This is a genomic window from Pseudomonas sp. Yb2C2, assembly GCF_052112325.1.
Classification (GTDB): Bacteria; Pseudomonadota; Gammaproteobacteria; order Pseudomonadales; family Pseudomonadaceae; genus Aquipseudomonas; species Aquipseudomonas marginalis.
In genome coordinates, this window is the sequence record NZ_JAVAJK010000008.1 from 176,406 (window position 1) to 196,740 (window position 20,335).

17 protein-coding genes and 2 pseudogenes are annotated in these 20,335 nt (G+C 55.9%); 5 read left to right on the plus strand and 14 right to left on the minus strand.

Features of this window, described 5'->3' with window-relative positions:
* Positions 1–52: 52 nt before the first annotated feature.
* The 13 genes from Q8X51_RS13575 to Q8X51_RS13635 all read right to left on the minus strand — a co-directional run bounded on the left by Q8X51_RS13575 (position 53) and on the right by Q8X51_RS13635 (position 15,855).
* Positions 53–1,174, minus strand: coding sequence for an endonuclease NucS domain-containing protein (locus tag Q8X51_RS13575; RefSeq protein WP_407693845.1), 1,122 nt, complete (start codon positions 1,172–1,174; stop codon positions 53–55).
* Positions 1,175–1,342: 168 nt separating this feature from the next.
* A complete protein-coding gene (locus Q8X51_RS13580; protein WP_407693846.1) occupies positions 1,343–2,431 on the minus strand; it encodes a DUF4236 domain-containing protein in 1,089 nt (362 codons plus the stop codon).
* A gap of 45 nt (positions 2,432–2,476) precedes the next feature.
* Positions 2,477–8,221 (minus strand): DUF4011 domain-containing anti-phage protein Hhe, encoded by a 5,745-nt coding sequence (gene hhe, locus Q8X51_RS13585; protein WP_407693847.1) that lies wholly within the window; start codon positions 8,219–8,221, stop codon positions 2,477–2,479.
* Positions 8,222–8,925: 704 nt separating this feature from the next.
* Positions 8,926–9,162, minus strand: coding sequence for a hypothetical protein (locus Q8X51_RS13590; RefSeq protein WP_065924893.1), 237 nt, complete (start codon positions 9,160–9,162; stop codon positions 8,926–8,928).
* Positions 9,163–9,499: 337 nt separating this feature from the next.
* On the minus strand, positions 9,500–10,657 hold the full coding sequence (locus tag Q8X51_RS13595) for a glutathionylspermidine synthase family protein (RefSeq protein WP_407693848.1): 1,158 nt from the start codon (positions 10,655–10,657) through the stop codon (positions 9,500–9,502).
* 12 nt (positions 10,658–10,669) lie between these two features.
* Positions 10,670–11,380 carry a DUF1190 domain-containing protein gene (locus Q8X51_RS13600; protein ID WP_407693849.1) on the minus strand — a complete coding sequence of 237 codons (711 nt, stop codon included), beginning with the start codon at positions 11,378–11,380 and terminating at the stop codon, positions 10,670–10,672.
* A gap of 18 nt (positions 11,381–11,398) precedes the next feature.
* Positions 11,399–11,827 (minus strand): DUF350 domain-containing protein, encoded by a 429-nt coding sequence (locus Q8X51_RS13605; protein ID WP_027605210.1) that lies wholly within the window; start codon positions 11,825–11,827, stop codon positions 11,399–11,401.
* 15 nt (positions 11,828–11,842) lie between these two features.
* A complete protein-coding gene (locus tag Q8X51_RS13610) occupies positions 11,843–12,514 on the minus strand; it encodes a DUF2491 family protein (protein ID WP_407693850.1) in 672 nt (223 codons plus the stop codon).
* The gene (locus tag Q8X51_RS13615) at positions 12,501–13,535 is read right to left on the minus strand and encodes an ion channel (protein WP_407693851.1); all 1,035 of its coding nucleotides are present in this window, start codon (positions 13,533–13,535) and stop codon (positions 12,501–12,503) included. Before Q8X51_RS13615 ends, Q8X51_RS13610 begins: the two co-directional genes overlap by 14 nt.
* A gap of 33 nt (positions 13,536–13,568) precedes the next feature.
* On the minus strand, positions 13,569–14,129 hold the full coding sequence (locus Q8X51_RS13620) for a rhomboid family intramembrane serine protease (protein ID WP_407693852.1): 561 nt from the start codon (positions 14,127–14,129) through the stop codon (positions 13,569–13,571).
* A 57-nt stretch (positions 14,130–14,186) separates the two neighbouring features.
* The gene (locus Q8X51_RS13625) at positions 14,187–14,885 is read right to left on the minus strand and encodes a PspA/IM30 family protein (protein WP_027605206.1); all 699 of its coding nucleotides are present in this window, start codon (positions 14,883–14,885) and stop codon (positions 14,187–14,189) included.
* Between the two features lie 17 nt (positions 14,886–14,902).
* The gene (locus Q8X51_RS13630; RefSeq protein WP_027605205.1) at positions 14,903–15,484 is read right to left on the minus strand and encodes a YjfI family protein; all 582 of its coding nucleotides are present in this window, start codon (positions 15,482–15,484) and stop codon (positions 14,903–14,905) included.
* Between the two features lie 170 nt (positions 15,485–15,654).
* Positions 15,655–15,855 (minus strand): hypothetical protein, encoded by a 201-nt coding sequence (locus Q8X51_RS13635; RefSeq protein WP_137211982.1) that lies wholly within the window; start codon positions 15,853–15,855, stop codon positions 15,655–15,657.
* Here Q8X51_RS13635 and ycaC point away from each other — a divergent pair.
* Positions 15,854–16,486, plus strand: coding sequence for an isochorismate family cysteine hydrolase YcaC (gene ycaC / locus Q8X51_RS13640; protein ID WP_027605204.1), 633 nt, complete (start codon positions 15,854–15,856; stop codon positions 16,484–16,486). The two genes, Q8X51_RS13635 and ycaC, sit on opposite strands and share 2 nt — an antisense overlap.
* 48 nt (positions 16,487–16,534) lie before the next feature.
* Here the strand turns inward: ycaC and Q8X51_RS13645 are convergent.
* Positions 16,535–17,416: pseudogene (locus tag Q8X51_RS13645) on the minus strand (PDDEXK nuclease domain-containing protein); the annotation flags it as partial.
* On the opposite strand from Q8X51_RS13645, the pseudogene Q8X51_RS13650 reads away from it, so the two are divergent.
* From Q8X51_RS13650 to ispA, 4 genes and pseudogenes are all read left to right on the plus strand, one after another.
* A pseudogene (locus Q8X51_RS13650) lies at positions 17,399–17,569 on the plus strand (transposase domain-containing protein); the annotation flags it as partial. The pseudogenes Q8X51_RS13645 and Q8X51_RS13650 overlap by 18 nt on opposite strands.
* Positions 17,570–17,986: 417 nt before the next feature.
* On the plus strand, positions 17,987–19,126 hold the full coding sequence (locus Q8X51_RS13655; protein ID WP_065924899.1) for a Fic family protein: 1,140 nt from the start codon (positions 17,987–17,989) through the stop codon (positions 19,124–19,126).
* A 74-nt stretch (positions 19,127–19,200) separates the two neighbouring features.
* Positions 19,201–19,443 carry an exodeoxyribonuclease VII small subunit gene (locus Q8X51_RS13660; protein WP_003176346.1) on the plus strand — a complete coding sequence of 81 codons (243 nt, stop codon included), beginning with the start codon at positions 19,201–19,203 and terminating at the stop codon, positions 19,441–19,443.
* The gene (gene ispA / locus Q8X51_RS13665; RefSeq protein ID WP_065924900.1) at positions 19,440–20,327 is read left to right on the plus strand and encodes a (2E,6E)-farnesyl diphosphate synthase; all 888 of its coding nucleotides are present in this window, start codon (positions 19,440–19,442) and stop codon (positions 20,325–20,327) included. Before Q8X51_RS13660 ends, ispA begins: the two co-directional genes overlap by 4 nt.
* Positions 20,328–20,335: the final 8 nt, after the last annotated feature.

Here is a 20,335-nt window from a genome sequence, read left to right on the forward strand (position 1 = left end):
ACTGTAGGTGCTACTGAACAAGTAATTGGGCAGCAGGCTGCTGCCCAATTTATCAACTGCCAGGAACGCTCGCGACCTCAGTAGCTGCCACTTCATCGAAACGCGGAAATCGCTGCTTTAATCGCTCAATCGTCCACCGCCACTTCGGCGTAGTCGGACGGCAAACCGTATTCTGATTCCCAAACATCCCAATCTCTCGTACTGCCTGGCTCACCGGCACGCTTTGCAGCCATTGGATCGGAACAAAATAGTCGCAGCGCTCCGGATCGTCAGCAAATTCTGCATGATAGTTGGCGCGCGTTGCGACCTCTAGCACCGGCCGCTCCTCGCCGTCTTGCATCACTGTGAACTCGTTCGCAGGTGTGGACGTGCCAACAACGCGTCCTACGCCGACATAGCCTTGCTGCGGAATGTTTACCCAGATCCGATCTCCCGGAGACAGGAGCTGCAGGGTCTTGCTGTACCACGCGCCTCCACCGCCGGAAATAAAACCGAACTCCACAGCATCGGCCCATGAGCGCGAGGCAGAATCGCCGAAGGAACAGTAGAACTCGCCGTTCCAAGGCTCGCTATGCCCTTCGCTCGTCGACGCGGCGTTGACTTGAGTCTGAACAGGATCGAGTAACCAGGATCGACTCAGTAGCTGTTGATCGCCCACCTGGAAAATTTGAAAACAGAGCACGTTGATCGGAATATCTCGCTTGCTGAGGTACTCAACGATTCGCTCGCTGCTGACATCCAACTCCGTGGCGACGATGATCAGTTGGTGGCTTTTATTCAAATCATCGTCGTCTAGCACACGACCAAAGCGCGCTAGAAAATCTGCATACAAGCTGCTTCCGGGGCGGAACCGTTGGTAAATCGCCGCGATTTCGTTCTCACGCAGACTCTCGACCCACACGGCGTAATCGAGGGTCTGAGCAACGACTTCACGGGGCGTGCGGTCTCGTTTGAGCTCAATTAGTACCAGATTTCCATCAGGAGCAATGGCCAATAGATCAATGCGCCCCCCCATACCAGTGCTTTCTTGCCTACCTATCAGCATCCACTCATCCGAGAGAATGCTTGGGGAGCTGATGATCATTTCTTCCAGTAGCTGCTCACTGGCCAATCGGCTTTGGCGAAGCTTATTGGGTGTAAGGCCGACGGTCCAGACGTCCGTTTTGATAGGCAAGCTGTGAGTCCTTGATGAAATTTTTTATGATAGAACTGGATTTCGCCGTCGAAACTCCGACCACGCAAAAATCGCTGGTAGATGCTGAATTAGTTAGCGAGCTACTGACCAAATCAACATTCCATACATGCGTGAAACTCGGGTACGAATACGAGGAACTAGGTTGCCTCAGCTTACTCGCTCAGAAGGCATAATCCGTGCAAGGTCGAGAATCGCCTTGGCAAAAACCTCTCCCACACCATTTCGCGAGATTTGTACGACCTCATTCAGACCCGTGGTGCTAGACAACTTCAATTCATCGTAAAGACAAACAGGGAGTTCACGATTGTTTTTGAATCTACGATCAGGGCCGCCCTTCTTGTTAACAAATTGCCACGTCCTGTCGACTACCGTGGCATCTCTGGGAAGCGAAGCACTTTCAATAAACCGCTTCGCATTGACCTGCAACTGCAGCTCTCGATAGCTAACCGCGCCCACACTTTTCTCGTCATAAATCAATACACGATCAGGGAAGAAATGCAGCGTTTGGCGCCCAACAACCATGGAGATGGTTTCTATATTGGTTTTTACATAAGGTGGTGAAGACCGAGCAATAGTCGTTTTTTTCCGACGTACAAGATTGCTCGCACCAGCGTGATACTTACGATCATGAACGGCGCCTTCGGCCTCGATATGCCAGGCCGCATCTGCTGCCGAAACCTGCTGGCCACTGCTGTGCAGTGCTTCGTAAGCTTCTTCCATCTCGGCGTCAAAATCGTAAAACAGTACAACCGTCTTAGCCATCGTATCGCGTACTGCTGAGGCAATTGTTAGGACTGAACCGAGGATAAGCGCACCCCACATAGTCCCAATGGGCCAACCATTACGCAGGCCAAGAAATACTACGAGGATTCCTAGGACACCAACCCATGGCCAAAGCCGCCATTTTGCCTGCTTCGAATTCATTTCATCGAGCAAATCACGTGAGGATGAATCCACGATTTGCGAAGCATCCGTGGACTCGATCTCGACTAAAGGGGCGTGAGTGCCCTCAGGTAACACCGTAGTTTCAACGTGAGGCAAAAAAGGCGGCTTATCGTTGGTCCTTGGTACGGTAGCCCGGTAGTACAGGCCTCCCCGCCCCATATGAACGTAATTGCCTCGAGGTCCGGTCCCGATGCGTAGGCCTTTCAATCCCACCGAAACGCCCACACCCTGCTGGGACAGATTGAAACGAAACAGCCCTACTCTGACGCTCTTACGAATATAGAATCCCATTAACATTCCTTGATACAGCTTGAACATCCACTGTTAGGCGCTGACTCACTGCTCGCCAATCAAAAGCAATACATCGTCGATATACCGCCCTTCCGCACCATGAGTACCATTACGCAAATACCCAGGAATCATCTGCTGAAATTCGATACGGTCTGCAGGAAGAAACTCAAGCAATGCTTCCAACATAGCTGGCCTCAATAGCCGCTGGTTAACAGGAACCTCTGGCAAATTCGGCCGGATCACATTCTCTTCAAGCCAGACCAACTTCTCTCGCAGGCTGTAGTTACCCTCAAGAGTAATACGCTCAGCGTGCTCGCTCTGCTCATCTGCCACTTGCTGGATGGAAACCTCTTCAGATTCTGTACTCCCCCCCTCGACCTCTACAGCTGGCTCGGTTCGCAACCGCGCAAGCTCCTGAAGGATGGGTTCGATTTGCACACGGGCATTACGGAACCAGTCCACCGACCAAATGCGGCGAATATTCCAGCCCAATTGCTCCAACACGCTCTGACGCAGACGATCACGGTCACGCGCTGACTTGGCCGAATGATATGCCGCACCGTCGCATTCAATCCCCATCAGGTAGCGACCGGGCTGCCCTGGATCACGTACCGCCAGATCAATGAAGAAACCAGCAACACCAACCTGGGGCTCGCATTGATAGCCATGACGAGACAGCACCTCAATGACAGCCACTTCGAAATCACTGTCGGGAGCACGTTCAGACTCTTTGATGTGCGGCATGCGGCCGGACTCAGCGAAATGCAGAAAATCACGCAGTGCCTGCACGCCTCTGCTGGAAGTACCGGTCACCACTACATCGGTCGAGCTAAACGAGGAGAACACCTGCATGCGCTTCTTGGAGCGGGTATACAGCACGTTCAAACGTCGCCATCCGCTGGCACCGTTAATCGGGCCAAAACGCTGAGGGACGGTACCGCCTACCTCCATAGGGCCGTAGGTGCCGGAGATGTAAATAACATCTCGCTCATCACCCTGGACGTTTTCCAGGTTCTTGATAAACAGTGGCTCATCCTGACTTTGATTACGGTCCAATGCGACTTGCAGTTGCGGGCTTTGTTTGGCCAGATGCTCAAGCATCCGCTCGATTTGATCAGCCTGTTTGACGTTCATGGCCACCACACCTAGCGACTCATCAGGGCGGTGAATAACGTGGTGCTCGATGGCTTTGGCGACAACCTCGGCCTCTTCGATATTGCGTTGCTCGACAAAACGCCCGCGAGGCACTCTGACAAACTTGACGCCAAATTCGGTTGATTCACGGTGCGGTGATGGGTACACCACCAAATTGCTTTCATAGAAGGCTTTGTTGGAGAAAGCAATCAGGCTCTCGTGACGGGAACGGTAGTGCCAACGTAGACGTCGCAGCTTGAACAGCGGCATGGCTGCTTCCAAAATGCTTTCCGAGTCCTCGGCCAATGATGCATCTGTTTCATCCGTATCCGAATCGCCACCATTGCGGGAAAAGAAGTTCGTCGGTGGCAGCTGTTTCGGGTCACCCACGACTACTAGCTGTTTACCTCGGGCGATGCTACCCAATGCTTCCTCCGGGCGCATTTGGGATGCTTCATCCATTACGACCAAATCGAACTCGACGTGCCCTGCCGGCAAGTATTGAGCGACAGCCATTGGCGACATCATGAAGCAGGGTTTGAGGCCTTGCAGCGCTTCAGCTGCACGGTTCATCAGGCTACGGATCGGGACATGCCGTGTCTTTTTCTCAGCCTCGCGCTGCAGCAAGGCCAATTGCGTAAAGTCTCTGACCGCACCTTGACTATTTCCGACAGGAATTTTGTTCTGACTGATACGTGACGAAACTTGTTCACGTTGAAGATACTTGAGCTGCTCATCGATATCAGCAAACCGAGCGCGGATGGCCTCCTGTTCCTTGCCCGAAAACTGACCCAGCGCGGGATCAAGCTCAAGAATTTTCAATGCCCAGCTGTCAAGAAGCCCGAGCAGACAGGCATCGATGCAGCGCTCAGACGCCAATCTTTGCGTTTCGATTCCTTCGACGACTGTCTCGAACCCCAACTCGACCAGGTGCAAACGCAAACGGCGGTACTCGAACCAATGGTCGAGTAGATCGGGGTTCTGAACGGCCCAGGCCAGACGACTGGCCATGGGTTCGAAATCTGCGCTCTCAATGGACTGCCACCACTGACCAGCAATAACCGCAGCGCTTTGGAAAAAATCTTCCAGTGCCTGCTCCCAGATATCTACGGCTTGCGCGAGCGCTGTACCTTGTTGATGCCAATGGAGTATCAGCTCCTCAGCTTCCTTTGGTGTGCACGCGGTCAACTGCGGAACGAGAATATCCCGAATCGGCAACGCCAAAATAGGCTGAACGAAGGCAACCGTATGCCGCCAGGTCGTCAAGCGAGGTCGGGCCGCTGAAAGGTTGTCTATCCGAGGGAGCTCTTCACCTAACAAGCAGGTTTGTAGCACTGCGTCGCTTTGCAGTGCCGCCGAGCGGGTCTGCCAGCTCTCCACGGCCTGAATCAACTGCAGCAGTTGCCCCATCGTGGGCTTCTCTTCGCTGACTACGGGTAATAAAGAGCGTAGAGGGATTCCGATATCTTGGATAAGGCGAACATACAGTCCCTGTGGAGCAAGTAAATCTTCCGAACGCAAATCATGACTGTCAAAAGGCAACAGTTCTTCCAGGTCAAGACGATGCTCCAGGACATCCATCAGATAGGGTTCGAGGTCCGCGCTATCGCCCGAAACACCGGCCAATAGCTGCTGATCGACCTTAAGCAGGTATTCCGCAACCCATACCTTTGCACCGAATCCACGTCCGCATTCTGTCCGCAAGAGCTTGTACCAGCCCCGCAAACGCTTGAGTGCGTCGATCGGAGTATCAAGCCCTTGGAAATGTTCACCCAGCTTTTCGGTAAACACTTTATTTTCATTCAGTTGACTGTGTTTTTTCAAATAGGCAATGACATCAGGCAAGACCACCAGAAGCTGGTTCAGCTTGAGCCCTGGTCGCGCCATGGCCAAGATTTCGGCTTTAGCAGAGCGCCATTGTCCCTTGAACCAGCGGAAAAGTGATTTATCCGCCAGAACCCGACTCAAATCTTCCAGTCGCGTATGACTAGGCAATCGATCCAGCGTGAAATGACTCGCAGCCTGCTCCTGCAACTGCTTAATGAGTGGGATGTCACTGTCCAACTCTACGAGCAATCCGTCCAAGCTCTCGTCTTCGAAGCGTTTATGGCGAAGAGGTGCCAAATCCTCAGGCATCGCCGCGAGCATTTGTAGAAAGAGCACCACTTGTTCAATGCCGATAAAATCGCTTCGCAAGCCTTGAACTGCAGCCCCTTCCGCCAATAACTGAATCAGCCTTTGAATGCGTGGAGCCAGCTCCAGTAGCTCCTCAGCCTCTTCAATCACATCCAGCAAGACATTAAGTGACAGGGTCTCATCACCGTTATGCAGACGTATGGCCGCGCAGGCTTTTTTGATAGAAACTATCGCCTGCCCAGAACCAATAACATCAGCGCGCAACGATCGAGCTAGCACACCCTGCTCGTCCAACAAGGAGTCCATACCTTGCAGCCAAAGCTTCAATGCCTCGCAGGACTCGATATCCAGTCGTCCTAACAGATCCCAATCCTCATCACCTTTAGGTAATGCAAGTACCGGAATTGAAGCGGCTAAATCTCGCAACTGATCTGGGCTGTAGGTTTCCAGTACAGCTACCTGTAGCTGTTGTGCTAATTGAGGACGAATAGTCGCTAGACGATTCAGCGCCTGCTGAGCCAGGGAGAGATTTTCTAGAAGTGCAGAGCGCTCAGCACCAGTCACCCGCGTTTTTGTGCTGCCAAACCACGGATGCGTTTCAAGCTTGCCCGCTTGGCCAGCTTCCTCAGCCGTCTTTCGATAGATGTGTGCATAAAAGCCGGCCTGCTCTCGCAAATGCATTTTATCGATCCGCGCCTCCGACTGCGGGTGCAAATCGGAAGGTTTAATCGACAACGCCTCACGCAAACGCGTTGCCTGCATTAGCACCTCATGAACACTCATCCCCGATTCCTCGAACTGAGCATGGAGGTGATGTACGTGCTTGTTGAGCTGCTGCTTCAATCGCTCATAGTTGGAAATCAGATCCGTCAGCTGCTTGGGCGAGCGATAGCCACCGCTTTTCTGAATCCGTTGCCGGATGCTGTCGATAACAGCGCTCTTTTGACTCTTATGACTATGCAATTCCAGACAAAAATCGCCTAACCCTGCCCTTGTCAGCCGAGTTTTGACCACCTCAAGCGCTGCACGCTTCTCCGCAACGAACAACACTTTTTTGCCTTGGGCCAATGCCGCCGCAATCATGTTTGTGATGGTCTGAGACTTCCCTGTACCGGGAGGCCCCTCGATCACAAGATCATCCCCGCGAATCACGTCTATCAATGCACTGTGCTGAGAGCTGTCAGCGTCATCAATTAGAGGAAACTGCAGGTGAATCTGCTCAATGTCGTCTATTGAATGCTCAACGCAAAATGCGCCTTGCTTTCCTGTCGAATCGGCCGGTAAACCGTCCATCCCTGTAAGCCGTTTAACCAGGCCGTGATCCAGCAATGATTGGTCTTTCCAACGACCTGGATCAAGGTCGAGATACATCATCAACTTGCCAAACTCGAACAAGCCAAGCGATGCGTAACGATGAACCTTCCAGTCAGGTTTAACCTTCAGCACCGTTTCAACAATGCGCTCGAAGTATTCCTCGGGCGTGCTGTCGTCGGTTATCCGCGGTAGCGCGATACCAAAATCGACGCGAAGCTTTTCCCGTAATGAAAGGTTGGTAAGAATGTCTTCGCCAGTAGGATGTACGCGGTATTCGAACGTCGCGGTTTGAGGATTGAGTTTGCCTTTCTCCAGATTCACTGGCACCAGCATCAGTGGCGCTAGGCGGGTGCTGTCTTTACCTGCGACTGAGTCATCCCACTCCAGGAACCCGAGCGCAAGATAAAGAATGTTCGCACCCGTTTCCTCGAGTGCCGATCGCGACTGGGTATACAGAATCTGTAGCCGCGACTCCATCTCCACGGGGTAATAAAGCGTCTGAATAGCGTCGTCAGAATGCTTACCTGTTTGCCCGGTTTCAGGGGGCAGTGGTAGCTCATAGCTGGTCGCTATACCGAGGATCTGCGCCCAGACTTCTGCCGTAGGCTGTTTCTTTAACTCAACAACTGCGCCTGTCTTTTCGTCCAGCTTCAAAAAGCCGTGGGTAAGTAGCTGCCTTTCCGTTGGTTCAGGAACAGCAGCAAATCGCATGGATTTTTCATCTGCCAAGGTATCGAACAGGTGATCCGGCAACTCATCAATAATCCTTACGAAACGTTTGGAGCGCGCATGTGAAAAGTTCAGCAGCCGATTGCGAGCGCTGAGGTCGAGAAGCCTGCTTCTCAGCTTCTCCAGGCTTTCCGGTATCTCGCTTGGGGGCGTATCAAGGTCATCCCAATCGGTAAGAGGCGCTGGATCAATGGACTTTGAATGACCCTTGGACTCGGTATCGAACCGATAAACCGACCCTCCCCGGCCGCTACCTTTATTGAGCAGTCCCTTGGTAATGAGCTCGTCGCGAAGACTCCAATACTCTTCCTCAGAGACAGCAAAATTCTGAAGCTCAGCTCGCCGATCGATCCGGTCCCTGAGTGACTTGTTGCCAACGGCCGTCCCGTCTGCGGGGACCAGTTCCAGTATCCATTGCAGAACAAGTTCATACCGTTGGACAGCCAATGATTCAGGGCCTGAGTTCACGTCGATCACCGCTAATTTTTTGGGGCAACTGCCTAATAAGTTTTTTCTGGGCACGGTAAACCGATGCTCAGCTTCAGCTGGCCGCGATAACAAGAGAGGCTTTGTAGGGGCGCTGCCGATTTCTCGGTGCGCTCAAGATGCCATCCTTGGGAAACAGCGGTCTGCCTGGAGTTTGATGGATGTCACAATATCCAGCACTCGGAGCAAGGTAAAGGCAAAGCGCCTTCACGCCGCACAAATCCCCGTCTCCTCGACGATTGGTCAGTAAATCCCCCTACACTTATAGGAAAACCCCGGCATAAGGATGATTCTCACTTCCAAACACTTGATGTTGCGGCTCCGTCAGAGGCGGAATGCAAAACTCGAGTTAAGCACGAAAGTACGTCTCTCAATTCGACCTCCTCAACCGTTTTCTCGATGCCCGATAAAAGCTCAATTCGGGCAACAACCAAACAAAAAAAACCGACCAAAAAGCCGGTCTTTACCGGAAAAAAATCAAAAGAAATCGTCAAAAAGTGGAGGAACAAATGGGGGAACAATAGGTTTTATAGAAACTATAATTTACTAATTTTCAATTACTTAACTAAATAAAAAGCTAACCACAAGCCGGCTTTTTAATGCCTGATAAGTATCGAGACTCAATTGTCCAACAGCTGTTGGACAATTGAGTAATCAAAAGCGGGCTGTCATATCCGGCCCTTCTCTCAGTCGCCTTATGCGGGCCGCATGCACTCCACAGCCCGATCCGCCACCATCTTCGCCATCTCCACCAGATGCATCACCGCCCTCTGCGGTGCAGCCACCGGCTCCCCAAGAACTTGCGAAGTCGCCACCGCACACTGCAGCAACTCAGCCACACGCACCCAGGCATCCTCAAAGCTCAACTCTTCATTTACGACAAATGGATTGGTTGCACGCGAAGACTGTGAATCCGAAATAACGTTATCCATAGCAAAAACCTCTAGCAGTAAGTGATTACCACCGTCCTTTCGCGACTAAACAATCAGAGGTGGCGGCTGTACGCAGGTTAGTCGACCGGCCGCTAGGCACCGGCGCACCCGAGGGTGCCCTGCGCACAGCCACCATAAAGTGCAGATGAGAAGACACCTGTCTTTGAGATGGCGCGTGCGCCTAGCGAGGTAAGGGCGACTAAACCCGATCACTGAATAGGCAGTGACGATCCGCAGCCTAGTCAACCATTCCCGCTGGCGCAATGCAGTTGGAATTCTCTCGGAAACGTCCTGCAAATGAAAGGGATCAGCCCTGCTGGCCCTTTAAGCGCCAGCCTCAATCCAATATCAAATGCGGCAAAAACCGACTCGAATCCTTGGTAATCAAACTATTATCCTCCCGCACCCCAATCCCCGCCGCCTGGTCCCCAATCACCCAAGACCCAATCAACGTGTAGCTGTCCCCAAACCGCGGCAGCGGCGCAAACTCCTGGAGAATAAACGGCGCATCCGTATAGGGCCCGTCCTCCTTAACAATCAGTCCATCGGCCGTTTGCAGCTCGATATTCGCCCCTTCCCGCGAGAAGAATGGCTTGCGCACCCAGCCCTTCGGCACAGCTTTACCCGGTTCGGTATCCAGGTGGGCCGCGAGCAGATTCGGGTGGCCTTTGTTGAATTCCCACAGCAGCGGCAGGATGCCTTTGTTGGAAATGATGGATTTCCACGCAGGCTCGAAAAACTGGGTGTCGCTCTCGGCAATCGCGGCGCCGAAGGGTTCGTGGAAGATGAATTCCCAGGCGTGCAGTTTGAACAGGTGGGGAATCCAGCGGTCCTGGAGGTCGACGAAGCGGCCTTCGCTGGTCAGGCCGATGTCTTCGATGTCGATGTGGCGTGATTCGATGCCGACTTTTTCCGCGACCAGGCGCAGGTAGTCGGTGGTGCCTTTGTCTTCGACCGAGTCTTTCATCGAGGCGAAGTAGAACGGCTGGTTGATTTGCAGTTGGGCGAAGGCCTGGTGCAGTTTAGTGTCGATGCTGTTGAACTGGTCGGCATGCTTGGGCAGCAGGCCGCGTTCGATGCATTGCTCGAGCCAGCCCCATTGGAACGCCGCGGCCTCGTAGAGGCTGGTCGGTGTGTCGTAGTTGAGTTCCAGCAGCTTGGCGGGCCCGGTGCCGTTGTAGGAGAAGTCCATGCGCCCGTACAGGTGCGGGTGGCCTTCGAGCCATGAGGTTTTGATCATGTCGAAGAAGGGCGCGGGGATGCTCAGGCGTTCGAGCAGTTCTTCGCTCTGGACCACGCGGGCGACGAGGTCCATGCACAAGTCATGGATCTCGGTGGTCGGGTCTTCGAGGTCGTGCTCGATTTGCTTGAGCGTGAACTGGTAATACGCGCGCTCGTCCCAGTAGGGTTCGTTGTCGATGGTATGGAACAGAAAGCCGAGGTTTTCAGCCGTCTGTTTCCAGTCATGACGTTCTGCACAATGGATTTTCTTCATGGCCCGGTTTCCTTAACTGCTCGACCCGCCACCGCCCCAGCCGCTGCGTGCGCTGGCCTTGCTGCCGAAGCCGCCACGGGAGGTGGCCGACGCCACGGAGCTCGACTGGCTGGAGGTGCGCAGCGTGTTGGTGTAATTGCTGCTGCCGTACCGGGCTTGATTCGAGCGGCCAAACGTCGCGCCATTGGAGACGCGCTGGTTGAGCGTCGAGTTGCCGTACTCACCGCGATCATCGCGATAGCGGTACACCGGCTCAGAGCGGTAGCTGTTGCGATTGCTGCTCAGCATGTTGCCGATCAGCAGACCGGTCAGCAGGCTGCTAGTGGAGAAGCCGGAGCCGCCGCTTGCCTGAGGGTTACCCGCCTGGGCGTTGGCCGCGTCTACCTGGGATTGTGTCACCTGGCCTTCGGCGGTCAGTTCGAAACCGCCCAGCTTGGGAATGAACTGGCCATTGGAGTCCAGCTGGCACCAGCCGGCGACAAAGTCGGCATCGCAATCGGCCTGGCTGGCGTATACCGGGGCGATGCGGCGATGCTCGGCCAGGGCCGTCATGTAGGCGTCCGAACAGACGTCCACCGGCAGTTTTTCATCGGCGCATTGCTGCACCGACTGGAAGTTGTACTTCTTCTGCAAATCGTAGGTTTTTTCCGTCGGCCCACAACCGGATATCGCCATGGCGACCGACGCTGCCAGCGAAAGCTGGACGTACTTGCTTCGTTTCATCGGGAGCTCCGTGCGCAATCAGTTCTGGGTAGGTGTCATGCAGGCGGCATTCAACATGCCGACGCTGATGGCCACCGCCGCCACATAGATGCCCGCTGCGAGCTCGCCTCTCTTGATGCGCTCGGAAGTGCCCTTGAGCACGAGACTGGTGAGCAGAAACGCCAACAGTTGGACGACGGCTGCGATCACCGCCCAGACGACGAAGTCGAGGATGCTGATCGAATAGGCAATCACGTTGCTGGCCGGAATGGCGAAACCGACGATGGCACCGCCCAGGGCGACCGCTGCGGAAACGTTGCCCGCCCGGATCAGCTCGAATTCCTTGTGCGGGGTGACGCGGGTGTAGATGAACTGGAACAGCGCAAACAGTACGGCAGCCCCCAGGATGTAGGTGACAAACCCGAGCACGGCGGCTTTGTTCAGGGAGATGGAGAGAGCTTCTAGCATGGACTTCTTCCTTTTTTAGAGCGCATTCAAGTCGGTTGTGTACAGCGAAATGCCCAGCGACGTGCTCAGGCTGACGGTGCCTTCAGCGTCTTCTTCGACAGAGAACAGCAGAAACTCCCGTCGATCGGTCAGGCCGGTGTCACGGGCATATAGCATCGAGCGGTGTTCGACGCTGTAGGAGTCCTCGGGGTTTATCACCTGCTCGCTCATGGCCACCAATTCTGTCTGGCCAGCCTCGCTGCCCCACACGCGCGCGTATTCGACGCCGTTATGGGTGTAGGTCGGCAACCCGATCGGACTCTGCGGCCCCGCCAGCCGGCGCAATTCAGCTTCGCTGCTGATAGTGACGTAGCTCAGGTAGTTGAACAGGATCACAGACTCGACCTGCCCGGCGATGTCGCCCGTGGTGTGCACCTGCAGCCAGTAATCTTCGTCGTTCATGTAGTAGCGCGACAGCCAGGTCGACTGCCCGAGGTCAACGGTGCCGTTACTCCAGATTTCCTGGGAGCCGGGGATAACCACCGTGGTCTTCCCTTCGAGCAACAACTTCAGGGTCGTGTCGAATATCACGCCTTTGCCCGGCGCCAGGCCAAGCGGCCCGGTGTTCGGCAGCGGTTCGGCAGCGCCTTTCGAGTGTGTATTCGCTTGCGGGGCCTCAAGCCCCATCAACTGTTTAAACCATCCCATTGGAGATTTCCTTGAGGCGGGTGGAGGCAATGTAGAAGAGCTCGCCGCCTTCAACGCGCGTGGCGCTGGGCGGGTTGATCGACGGTTGCGGGGCACCTTTGGCGCGATAGCCGATGAGGGTGGCGTTGTGGCGTTCTTTCATCTGGGTGTACAGATCGCCGAACGTGGCTTCAAACGCCTCGGGCAATCTCATCAAGTATTGGGTGGCCCCCTGCCCCACGCACAGTAGCTCATTAATGACCACCGACGAGCCCGGGTCCTGAGAGGCGCGCACCAGCATTTCGATAGCCATGCTTGAGGTGCATTCCAAGCTGGGGGCGTAGGAACTGGCCAGTGCGGCGATCTCACTTGCATTGAAGTGGGCGACCACGTGCCCGACTGGATTCAATTGATTCACCGCCAGCACGGTGGCCAGCGTCAGATCGTCAGACGGGGTTCGCACCAGCACACGCTCGGCACCGGGCACACCGGCACGCAGCAATAGCGCCGTGGAGGACAAGCTTTCACCACGGATGAAGGCCGCTTTGCCTGGCATCGGGTTTTCTTCGAGGGTGCAATCGCAGATGACGATCAGGTTGTCGTTCGAGGTTTCGTCTTGCAGCAACAACTCGATGACTCGTTCACTGGACGCGCCCTCCCAGCCAATGAGCACGGTATGGCCGATTTTGCCGGTGAAATCGCCTTTGCCCTTCATGCCTTTTCTCCATGCATCGATGACAGTGCTGGTGGTTTTGCCGATGGCCGCCGTCAGCAGCGCAATGCCTCCGAGCATGACCCAGGTCGCCACGAACACGCGCCCCGCAGAGGTCTGCGGCGATAGATCGCCATAGCCGACGGTCAGCGTGGTGGTGAGATAGAAGTAAACGAACGTGGCGGGCGCGGTGAGGTGTTGTTCGCCCAGAACCACCAGGCCCAGATAAGCCGTGCTCAGGTGTACCGCCAAGGCAACGACCAGGCCTGCCCAGCCGAAGCGGTGAAAGAGGGAGGCGGCGTACCTGCGCAACAAAATAAAAATCGGCATTGCGTCCCTGACTCCCTGGGTGCTCAAGTGCGTTCAGCCGGCATTAAACCTGCAGCGCGGTTGAGAGAGAAGTACCTTGGCGGCAATAAATCCGGCGAAGGCACCAAACAGATGCCCTTCGAAGGAAACGCCCTGGCGAGGCAGGAAGCCAAGGACCAATCCGCCATACAGTACCGCCACAACACCAGCCGTGATCAGATTGCTCCAGCTCCTGTGGAACCAGGCGCGAGACAACAGGTAGGCCCACAACCCGAACACCCAGCCGCTGGCCCCCACGTGCACACCCGCAAAACCGAACAGCCAGACCAGCGAACCGCCCAGCAGGATAATGATCGCGCTGACGGTCACAAACCGATTGAGCCCTTCGATAATCACCAGGGTGCCCAGGATCAAAAAGGCAACCAGGTTCGCGCTCAGGTGGGCGAACGAGCCGTGCAAAAACGGTGAGGTGAGGATGCCCGGCAGCCCCAGCAGCGTTCTCGGGATCAGGCCGAACGTCATCAGGCTGTAACCGGTCGCTGCATTGAGCAGTTGCAGCGCGACCATGAACAGCGCCAGGCCTGCGATTGTCTTGAAACCCTTCAGGGCGCCCATCCTGACCTCGACGTAAAAAAAGAAGGGCAGACACTGCCCTTCCTGCGGCGACGTTGCTTACTCGGCCGACTTTTGCTTCAGACGCTCCAGAATCGCATTGGCGCTGCCTTCGTTCGGCGTGATGCCGGCGTCGCGCAGCTTGCGCTCCAGGTCGGTCCCGGTCGATGCATCTGCCAGTTCATCCTGGGCTTGCAGTTCAGCGGCGCGTTGCTGCTGCTTGGCCTGCAAACGATTCAGCGTACCGACGGCGGTTTCCAGCTTGCCGTTGGCACCGCCGCTGGCGATGGAGGCGCTGACCTGGGCCTTCTGTACGCTGTCGCGCGCCTTGGCCATGTCCACTTGCTGGCGCAGGCTTTTGATCCGGCTTTCGGCCTTGGTGATGTCCTTGCGCATGCCTTCTGCGTAGCCACCGAACTCGGTGGCTTGCTTATGCTCGACATCCCGCTCGTTGGTCAGGGTCGAGATGGCTTCGGCCACTTCCAGGGCGAGGTCTTCACGATTGGCCTGCAGGGCAGCTACGGCCTTGGACTCCAGGTCCTTGATCTTGGCGTCGTACTCATTGACGCGATCAGTCGCCAATTTGTGCTTGGCCATGATGCTCACCAGCTCACGCTTGGCGTTGGCCAGCGCGGTGTCGGCATCGCGGATTTCCTGATCGAGGATGCGCAGGGCCTGTTGATCGACGATCGATTCGCCGACTTCGTTGGCACCGCCACGCAGCGCGGTGAACAATTTGCTCCAGATGGACTGAGTCATTGGATACTCCCGAATACTTAATTGAAGAAACGTTCGAAGGCTTCGCTGGCGCGCTGCACGTTGTCGACCAGGGTTTTCACCTCGGTGACGATATTGGTCAGGCTGGAGTCGGAGCTCAATGCACCGAACATGTTGTAGACCACTTGCCCGTTAGGCATGGACTCGATGCCGATGGAGGACAGCGGGAACATTTCCCGGCTGCGCAACACCGCGTCATTGAATTTAGCGACATCGTTGATGGACTCGACATCGACCAGCACGGTGTCAACGATGATCTGCTCGCCCACCACCGCGATGTAAATCGGCAGGCCACCGAAGTCGTTCATTTCCAGCTTGATGCTGGACTCGGAGCCTTGAACCAGAGAAAGCGTAATGTCCTTGGACACCACGTCGTCCAGGGCCTGAAGAGCGGTGAAGAGGCGATCGATATTCCAGTTGGTACCTGCGCTCATGAAATTCTCCGACATGAATGAGCCAGCCAGAATCGGCTGGCGAAGCTGTTTCTCCATCTGCTTGAGCAGGCTTCGGTTTTCGGGAAGCACCCAAGTCTCGTGTTTCACGTAGCCGGCGGCCGCCAGGCCTGCACGCATCTGCTTCATGTAAAAGCTCGATGGCTTTTTGGCGGACGGCTTCAAGCGCTCTCCCTTGAGGCTTGCTGAATCGGTATCGGGCCCTTTAGGAGGACTCGATGGAGAGCTGCTTTCCATGGTACTGACCTCGCTGTGAAAAACTCACGCGTGAGAAAATCTACAGGCATTTTTTGCCACACTCAATAGCTCACGCGTGAGATTTTTTGACTTACTTTCCCGACCGCTAAAAGGATCAGTCCTACTGACAATCCATGAATTGTCGCCTTTGAGTTGACGGTATTACCCATTCCAGCCGATTTATCCCCCAGCATCCACCCATTAATCTGTGCCCATGTTGAACGCAACGCCCAACCAACCTGAACAAAAAAGGATTCAACCATGAGCACTCCAACCTATAACCGCTTGAACAAAGACGACGCCGTAGTCCTGCTGGTCGACCACCAGACCGGCCTGATTTCCCTGGTGCAGGACTTCTCGCCCAACGAGTTCAAGAACAACGTGCTGGCCCTGGCCGACCTGGCCAAGTTCTTCAACCTGCCGACCATCCTCACCACCAGCTTCGAACAAGGCCCCAACGGCCCGCTGGTACCGGAGTTGAAAGAGATGTTCCCGGACGCGCCGTACATCGCCCGCCCCGGCCAGATCAATGCCTGGGACAACGAAGACTTCGTCAAGGCAATCAAAGCCACCGGCCGCAAGCAGATCATCATCGCCGGCGTGGTCACGGATGTATGCGTAGCGTTCCCGACCTTGTCGGCACTGGCGGAAGGGTTCGAGGTGTTTGTGGTGACCGATGCCTCCGGCACGTTCAACACCACGGTGCAGCAGGCGGCGTGGAGCCGGATGACCCAGGCCGGTGCACAGTTGATGAATTGGTTCTCGGTAGCCTGTGAGCTGCACCGCGACTGGCGCAACGATATCGAAGGCCTGGGCAATCTGTTGTCCCAGCGCATTCCCAACTATCGCAACCTGATGAATGGGTATGCGGCGTTGACGGCGCATCAGAAGTAAGTGAGCCGAGATTCGCGATAAGCCTGCCTTCAAAAGCAGGCTTTGTTGTTATTTGGCAAGCTCGCGCTCTATCTGCTCTATGCTCGGCAAACTGGTTTGCAGCTCCGCTGGCAAGGACTCCACCAACTGATACTGCGCCACACCTATGGGCCGGTTGTTATCGCGAAGCGCATATTCGGCTACCACTTCGTTCTTGCTCTTGCACAGCAGCAGACCAATTGTCGGGCCATCCTGTGGATGCTTAAGTTGGGCATCCACGGCGGCGAGATAGAAACTCAACTTGCCCAGATGCTCGGGCTTGAACTTGCCGGCCTTGAGCTCGATCACGACGTAGCAGCGCAGCTTCAAGTGATAGAACAGCAGGTCAACGAAGAACTCGTCACCGCCGACATCCAGCAACACCTGCTGACCAACGAAAGCGAAACCCGCACCCAGCTCTAATAAAAAGTCGGTGACGTGCTTGATCAAGGCGTTTTCAATATCGCGCTCCTGCGCACCCAAGGTCAGACTGAGGAAGTCAAAGCGGTAAGGGTCTTTCAGCGATTCACGCGCCAGATCGGATTGAGGTTTGGGCAGATGGATTTCGAAGTTGCTGACAGCTTTACCACTGCGCTCCAGCAAACGGTTTTCGATGTGCATGACCAGCGTGTTGCGCGACCAGTTGTGTTCAATTGCCTGGCCGACGTACCAGCGACGGGTTTCGGGGCCAGGGAGTTTGTCCAGCAGCGCCAGTTGGTGATACCAAGGCAATTGTGCAAGCACCTCTTGCACAAATTCCGAATCCGGCCAAGCTTCGGCAAAAGCACGCATGTACTTCAAATTACGTGGAGAAAAACCCTTCATGTTCGGGAAGGCTGCGCGTAAATCCTGGGAAAGACGTTCAATAACCTTGCTGCCCCAACCCTGCTTGGCCTGGCGAGCGATACCGTCAACGGCGCCGCCGCCAGCGCAAAGATCTACAGCTTGGTCGAGACCGCCAAGGTCAACGGCCAGGAGCCCTATACGTGGCTGCCTCAGGCTTCGTCGCTTGAAGATTATGAAGCCTTGCTGCCGTGGAACTGCTCGCCAGAAATGCCACGGTAAATCGTTAACCCACTGTTGGGTAGGTGGGGTTTATGGATCGCATACAATAGATAGGCTCGCTGGGATTAACTTGTGTGTCCGGTGTCTAGGACAACGAGTATTACAACTCACTAAAGGTTCGCAAAAAAATCAGCTATTTTGATAACGAGCTAATTACGGGCTGAGCCCCCAAAATATTGCCTTTGATATTCTAACGACAAATGACCACGCTTCCACTGTTAGATGCCAGATAGGTAATCTTCTAATGGTTGCTGATAGCCATATGGTCTAGGGGCATAAGTCAAAATTTCACATCACAAAAACTACAGAAAACACCGATCACCAGACTAGACCCTGAGCCAAATCCGCAGCACAATCGGCTCACCAAATGAGCCGAATAACCTCTTTATTCGGCTCACGCACCCCAGGCATCCCACCATGGCTCATCCGCACTGGATCTGGCAACGCGCCGACTGGCCTCACTTCCACTGGCAACCCGGTCGCCTCGCGGCTTTGCTGCGCGAGTGCGGACAAGCCCAAGGCAAGTTGTTGGGCATGCTCGGCTCCGTCAGCCAGGCAGTCAGCGCACAGAATGAACTGGATGCGCTGCTGCAAAATATCCTGACGTCCTCGGCGATTGAGGGTGAGCAGTTGAATGTCGGCTCGGTGCGCTCGTCCCTGGCAAGGCGGATGGGCCTGGAAGCGATGGAAGACGGTCAGGTAAGCCGCCGCAGCGAAGGCCTCGCCGAGTTGATGATGGATGCCACTCAACAATTCACCCAGCCGTTTACCCTCGCCCGCCTATTGAACTGGCATCACTTATTGTTCCCGGCCCCGGAAGCGGGCTATGCCGCCAGAGCACTCAATATCGGGTCACTGAGGGGAGATGAGCCGATGCAGGTGGTGTCGGGCCGGCTTGATCGGCCGACCGTGCATTTCGAGGCCCCGCCACGTCTGGGACTGGAGCAGGCACTGGCGGATTTCCTGGAGTGGTTCGAAACCAGCCGCGATCAGCCGGAACTGGACCCATTGGTACGCGCCGGCGTCGCGCACTTCTGGTTTGTCACACTGCACCCCTTCGATGACGGCAATGGTCGCCTGACACGCGCTATCACCGATTTGGCACTGGCCCAGGGTGAACACCAGGCCATCCGTTTCTATGCCATGTCAGCCAGCATCCTCGAAGACCGCACCGGCTACTACAACGCGCTGGAATCCAGCCAGAAGGCCTCCCTGGATATCACTGCCTGGCTGGAGTGGTTCCTTAAAACCCTGTTACGCAGCGTGCAGCAGGCCATGGGGCGGATTGACCGGGTGCTGGAAAAGAGTCGGTTCTGGCAGCAACACCGCGACCTCCCTTTGTCGGCTGAACAGATCAAGGTCCTCAATCGACTGCTCGACGGTGGTGAGAAGGGCTTCGAACACGGCATCAGCGCGGCGCAGTACCAGGCGGTGGCCAAGGTCTCCAAGGCGACAGCGACGCGACACCTGGCGGACCTGCTGGAAAAAAACTGCCTGGTCCGTCTCCCCGGAGGCGGCCGCAGCACGCGTTATCAGGTCAATACAGGGGGCGAGTGACGCCCCACTCATTTGCCCAGAATCCCCATGTCTGCTAGTGTCGCGCCGGTTTACCGTCTACCGGAATAGCCGCCATGGCCCGCAAAAAAGTTGCACTCGATTTCGAACAATCCCTCGCCGACCTGCAAACATTGGTCGAGCGTCTGGAGAACGGCGAGTTGTCGCTGGAGGACTCGCTGACGGCGTTTGAGCAAGGCATCGGCCTGACCCGTGACTGCCAGAGCGCGTTGGCGCAGGCGGAGCAGAAGGTCCAGGTATTGCTGGAGCGTGACGGAGAGTTGGCCGAAGAACCTTTCGACGCGGAACAGCCGGAATGATCGACGCGTATCAGGCCAGTAGCCAAGCCCGGGTGAATGCGGCGCTGGAGCCCTTGTTTGTTGCGCCAAGCCCGGAAATGAAGCGTCTGTATGAAGCCATGCGCTACAGCGTGATGAATGGCGGCAAGCGCGTGCGCCCGTTGCTGGCGTATGCGGCCTGTGAAGCGCTGGGCGCGCCGGCCGAACAGGCCAACGGTGCCGCCTGTGCGGTCGAGCTGATTCACGCCTATTCCCTGGTACACGACGATTTGCCGGCGATGGACGATGACGATCTGCGTCGCGGCCAGCCCACCACCCATAAAGCCTTTGATGAAGCCTATGCGATCCTCGCCGGTGATGGCTTGCAGAGCCTGGCGTTCAGCGCGTTGCTGGACCCACGCCTGAGCAGCGTCAACGCCGAGATCCGCCTGCGCATGGTCACCGCACTGGCCCTGGCTGCCGGCCCTGCGGGCATGGTGGGCGGGCAGGCGATCGACATGGGTTCAGTCAGCGTCAAGCTGGATCAAAAAGCCCTTGAGCACATGCACCGCCACAAGACCGGCGCGCTGATCGAAGCCGCCGTGCACTTGGGCGCCCTGGCCAGCGGACATGCCGAAGCCACGCAATTGGCGGCGCTGCAGACCTATTCCCGGGCCATTGGCCTGGCGTTTCAGGTGCAGGACGACATTCTCGACGTGGAAAGCGATACCGCCACCCTGGGCAAACGCCAGGGCGCCGATATCGCACGGGACAAACCGACTTATCCTGCGCTGCTCGGGCTGCAAGCCGCCAAGGCCTACGCCGTGGAACTACGCGACCAGGCGCTGGACGCCCTGCGACCTTTCGACGCGGCGGCCGAGCCACTGCGTGACCTGGCGCGGTATATCGTCGAACGCCGCCACTGATTACGGCG

What these genes read in the sequence shown, in the direction of transcription:
- Q8X51_RS13580 (WP_407693846.1), bottom strand. Translation starts at nt 2,431, where the DNA reads ATGGGATTCTATATTCGTAAGAGCGTCAGAGTAGGGCTGTTTCGTTTC.
- Q8X51_RS13590 (WP_065924893.1), bottom strand. Translation starts at nt 9,162, where the DNA reads ATGGATAACGTTATTTCGGATTCACAGTCTTCGCGTGCAACCAATCCA.
- Q8X51_RS13595 (WP_407693848.1), bottom strand. Translation starts at nt 10,657, where the DNA reads ATGAAGAAAATCCATTGTGCAGAACGTCATGACTGGAAACAGACGGCT.
- Q8X51_RS13600 (WP_407693849.1), bottom strand. Translation starts at nt 11,380, where the DNA reads ATGAAACGAAGCAAGTACGTCCAGCTTTCGCTGGCAGCGTCGGTCGCC.
- Q8X51_RS13605 (WP_027605210.1), bottom strand. Translation starts at nt 11,827, where the DNA reads ATGCTAGAAGCTCTCTCCATCTCCCTGAACAAAGCCGCCGTGCTCGGG.
- Q8X51_RS13610 (WP_407693850.1), bottom strand. Translation starts at nt 12,514, where the DNA reads ATGGGATGGTTTAAACAGTTGATGGGGCTTGAGGCCCCGCAAGCGAAT.
- Q8X51_RS13615 (WP_407693851.1), bottom strand. Translation starts at nt 13,535, where the DNA reads ATGCCGATTTTTATTTTGTTGCGCAGGTACGCCGCCTCCCTCTTTCAC.
- Q8X51_RS13620 (WP_407693852.1), bottom strand. Translation starts at nt 14,129, where the DNA reads ATGGGCGCCCTGAAGGGTTTCAAGACAATCGCAGGCCTGGCGCTGTTC.
- Q8X51_RS13625 (WP_027605206.1), bottom strand. Translation starts at nt 14,885, where the DNA reads ATGACTCAGTCCATCTGGAGCAAATTGTTCACCGCGCTGCGTGGCGGT.
- Q8X51_RS13630 (WP_027605205.1), bottom strand. Translation starts at nt 15,484, where the DNA reads ATGAAGCAGATGCGTGCAGGCCTGGCGGCCGCCGGCTACGTGAAACAC.
- ycaC (WP_027605204.1), top strand. Translation starts at nt 15,854, where the DNA reads ATGAGCACTCCAACCTATAACCGCTTGAACAAAGACGACGCCGTAGTC.
- Q8X51_RS13635 (WP_137211982.1), bottom strand. Translation starts at nt 15,855, where the DNA reads ATGGTTGAATCCTTTTTTGTTCAGGTTGGTTGGGCGTTGCGTTCAACA.
- Q8X51_RS13655 (WP_065924899.1), top strand. Translation starts at nt 17,987, where the DNA reads ATGGCTCATCCGCACTGGATCTGGCAACGCGCCGACTGGCCTCACTTC.
- Q8X51_RS13660 (WP_003176346.1), top strand. Translation starts at nt 19,201, where the DNA reads ATGGCCCGCAAAAAAGTTGCACTCGATTTCGAACAATCCCTCGCCGAC.
- ispA (WP_065924900.1), top strand. Translation starts at nt 19,440, where the DNA reads ATGATCGACGCGTATCAGGCCAGTAGCCAAGCCCGGGTGAATGCGGCG.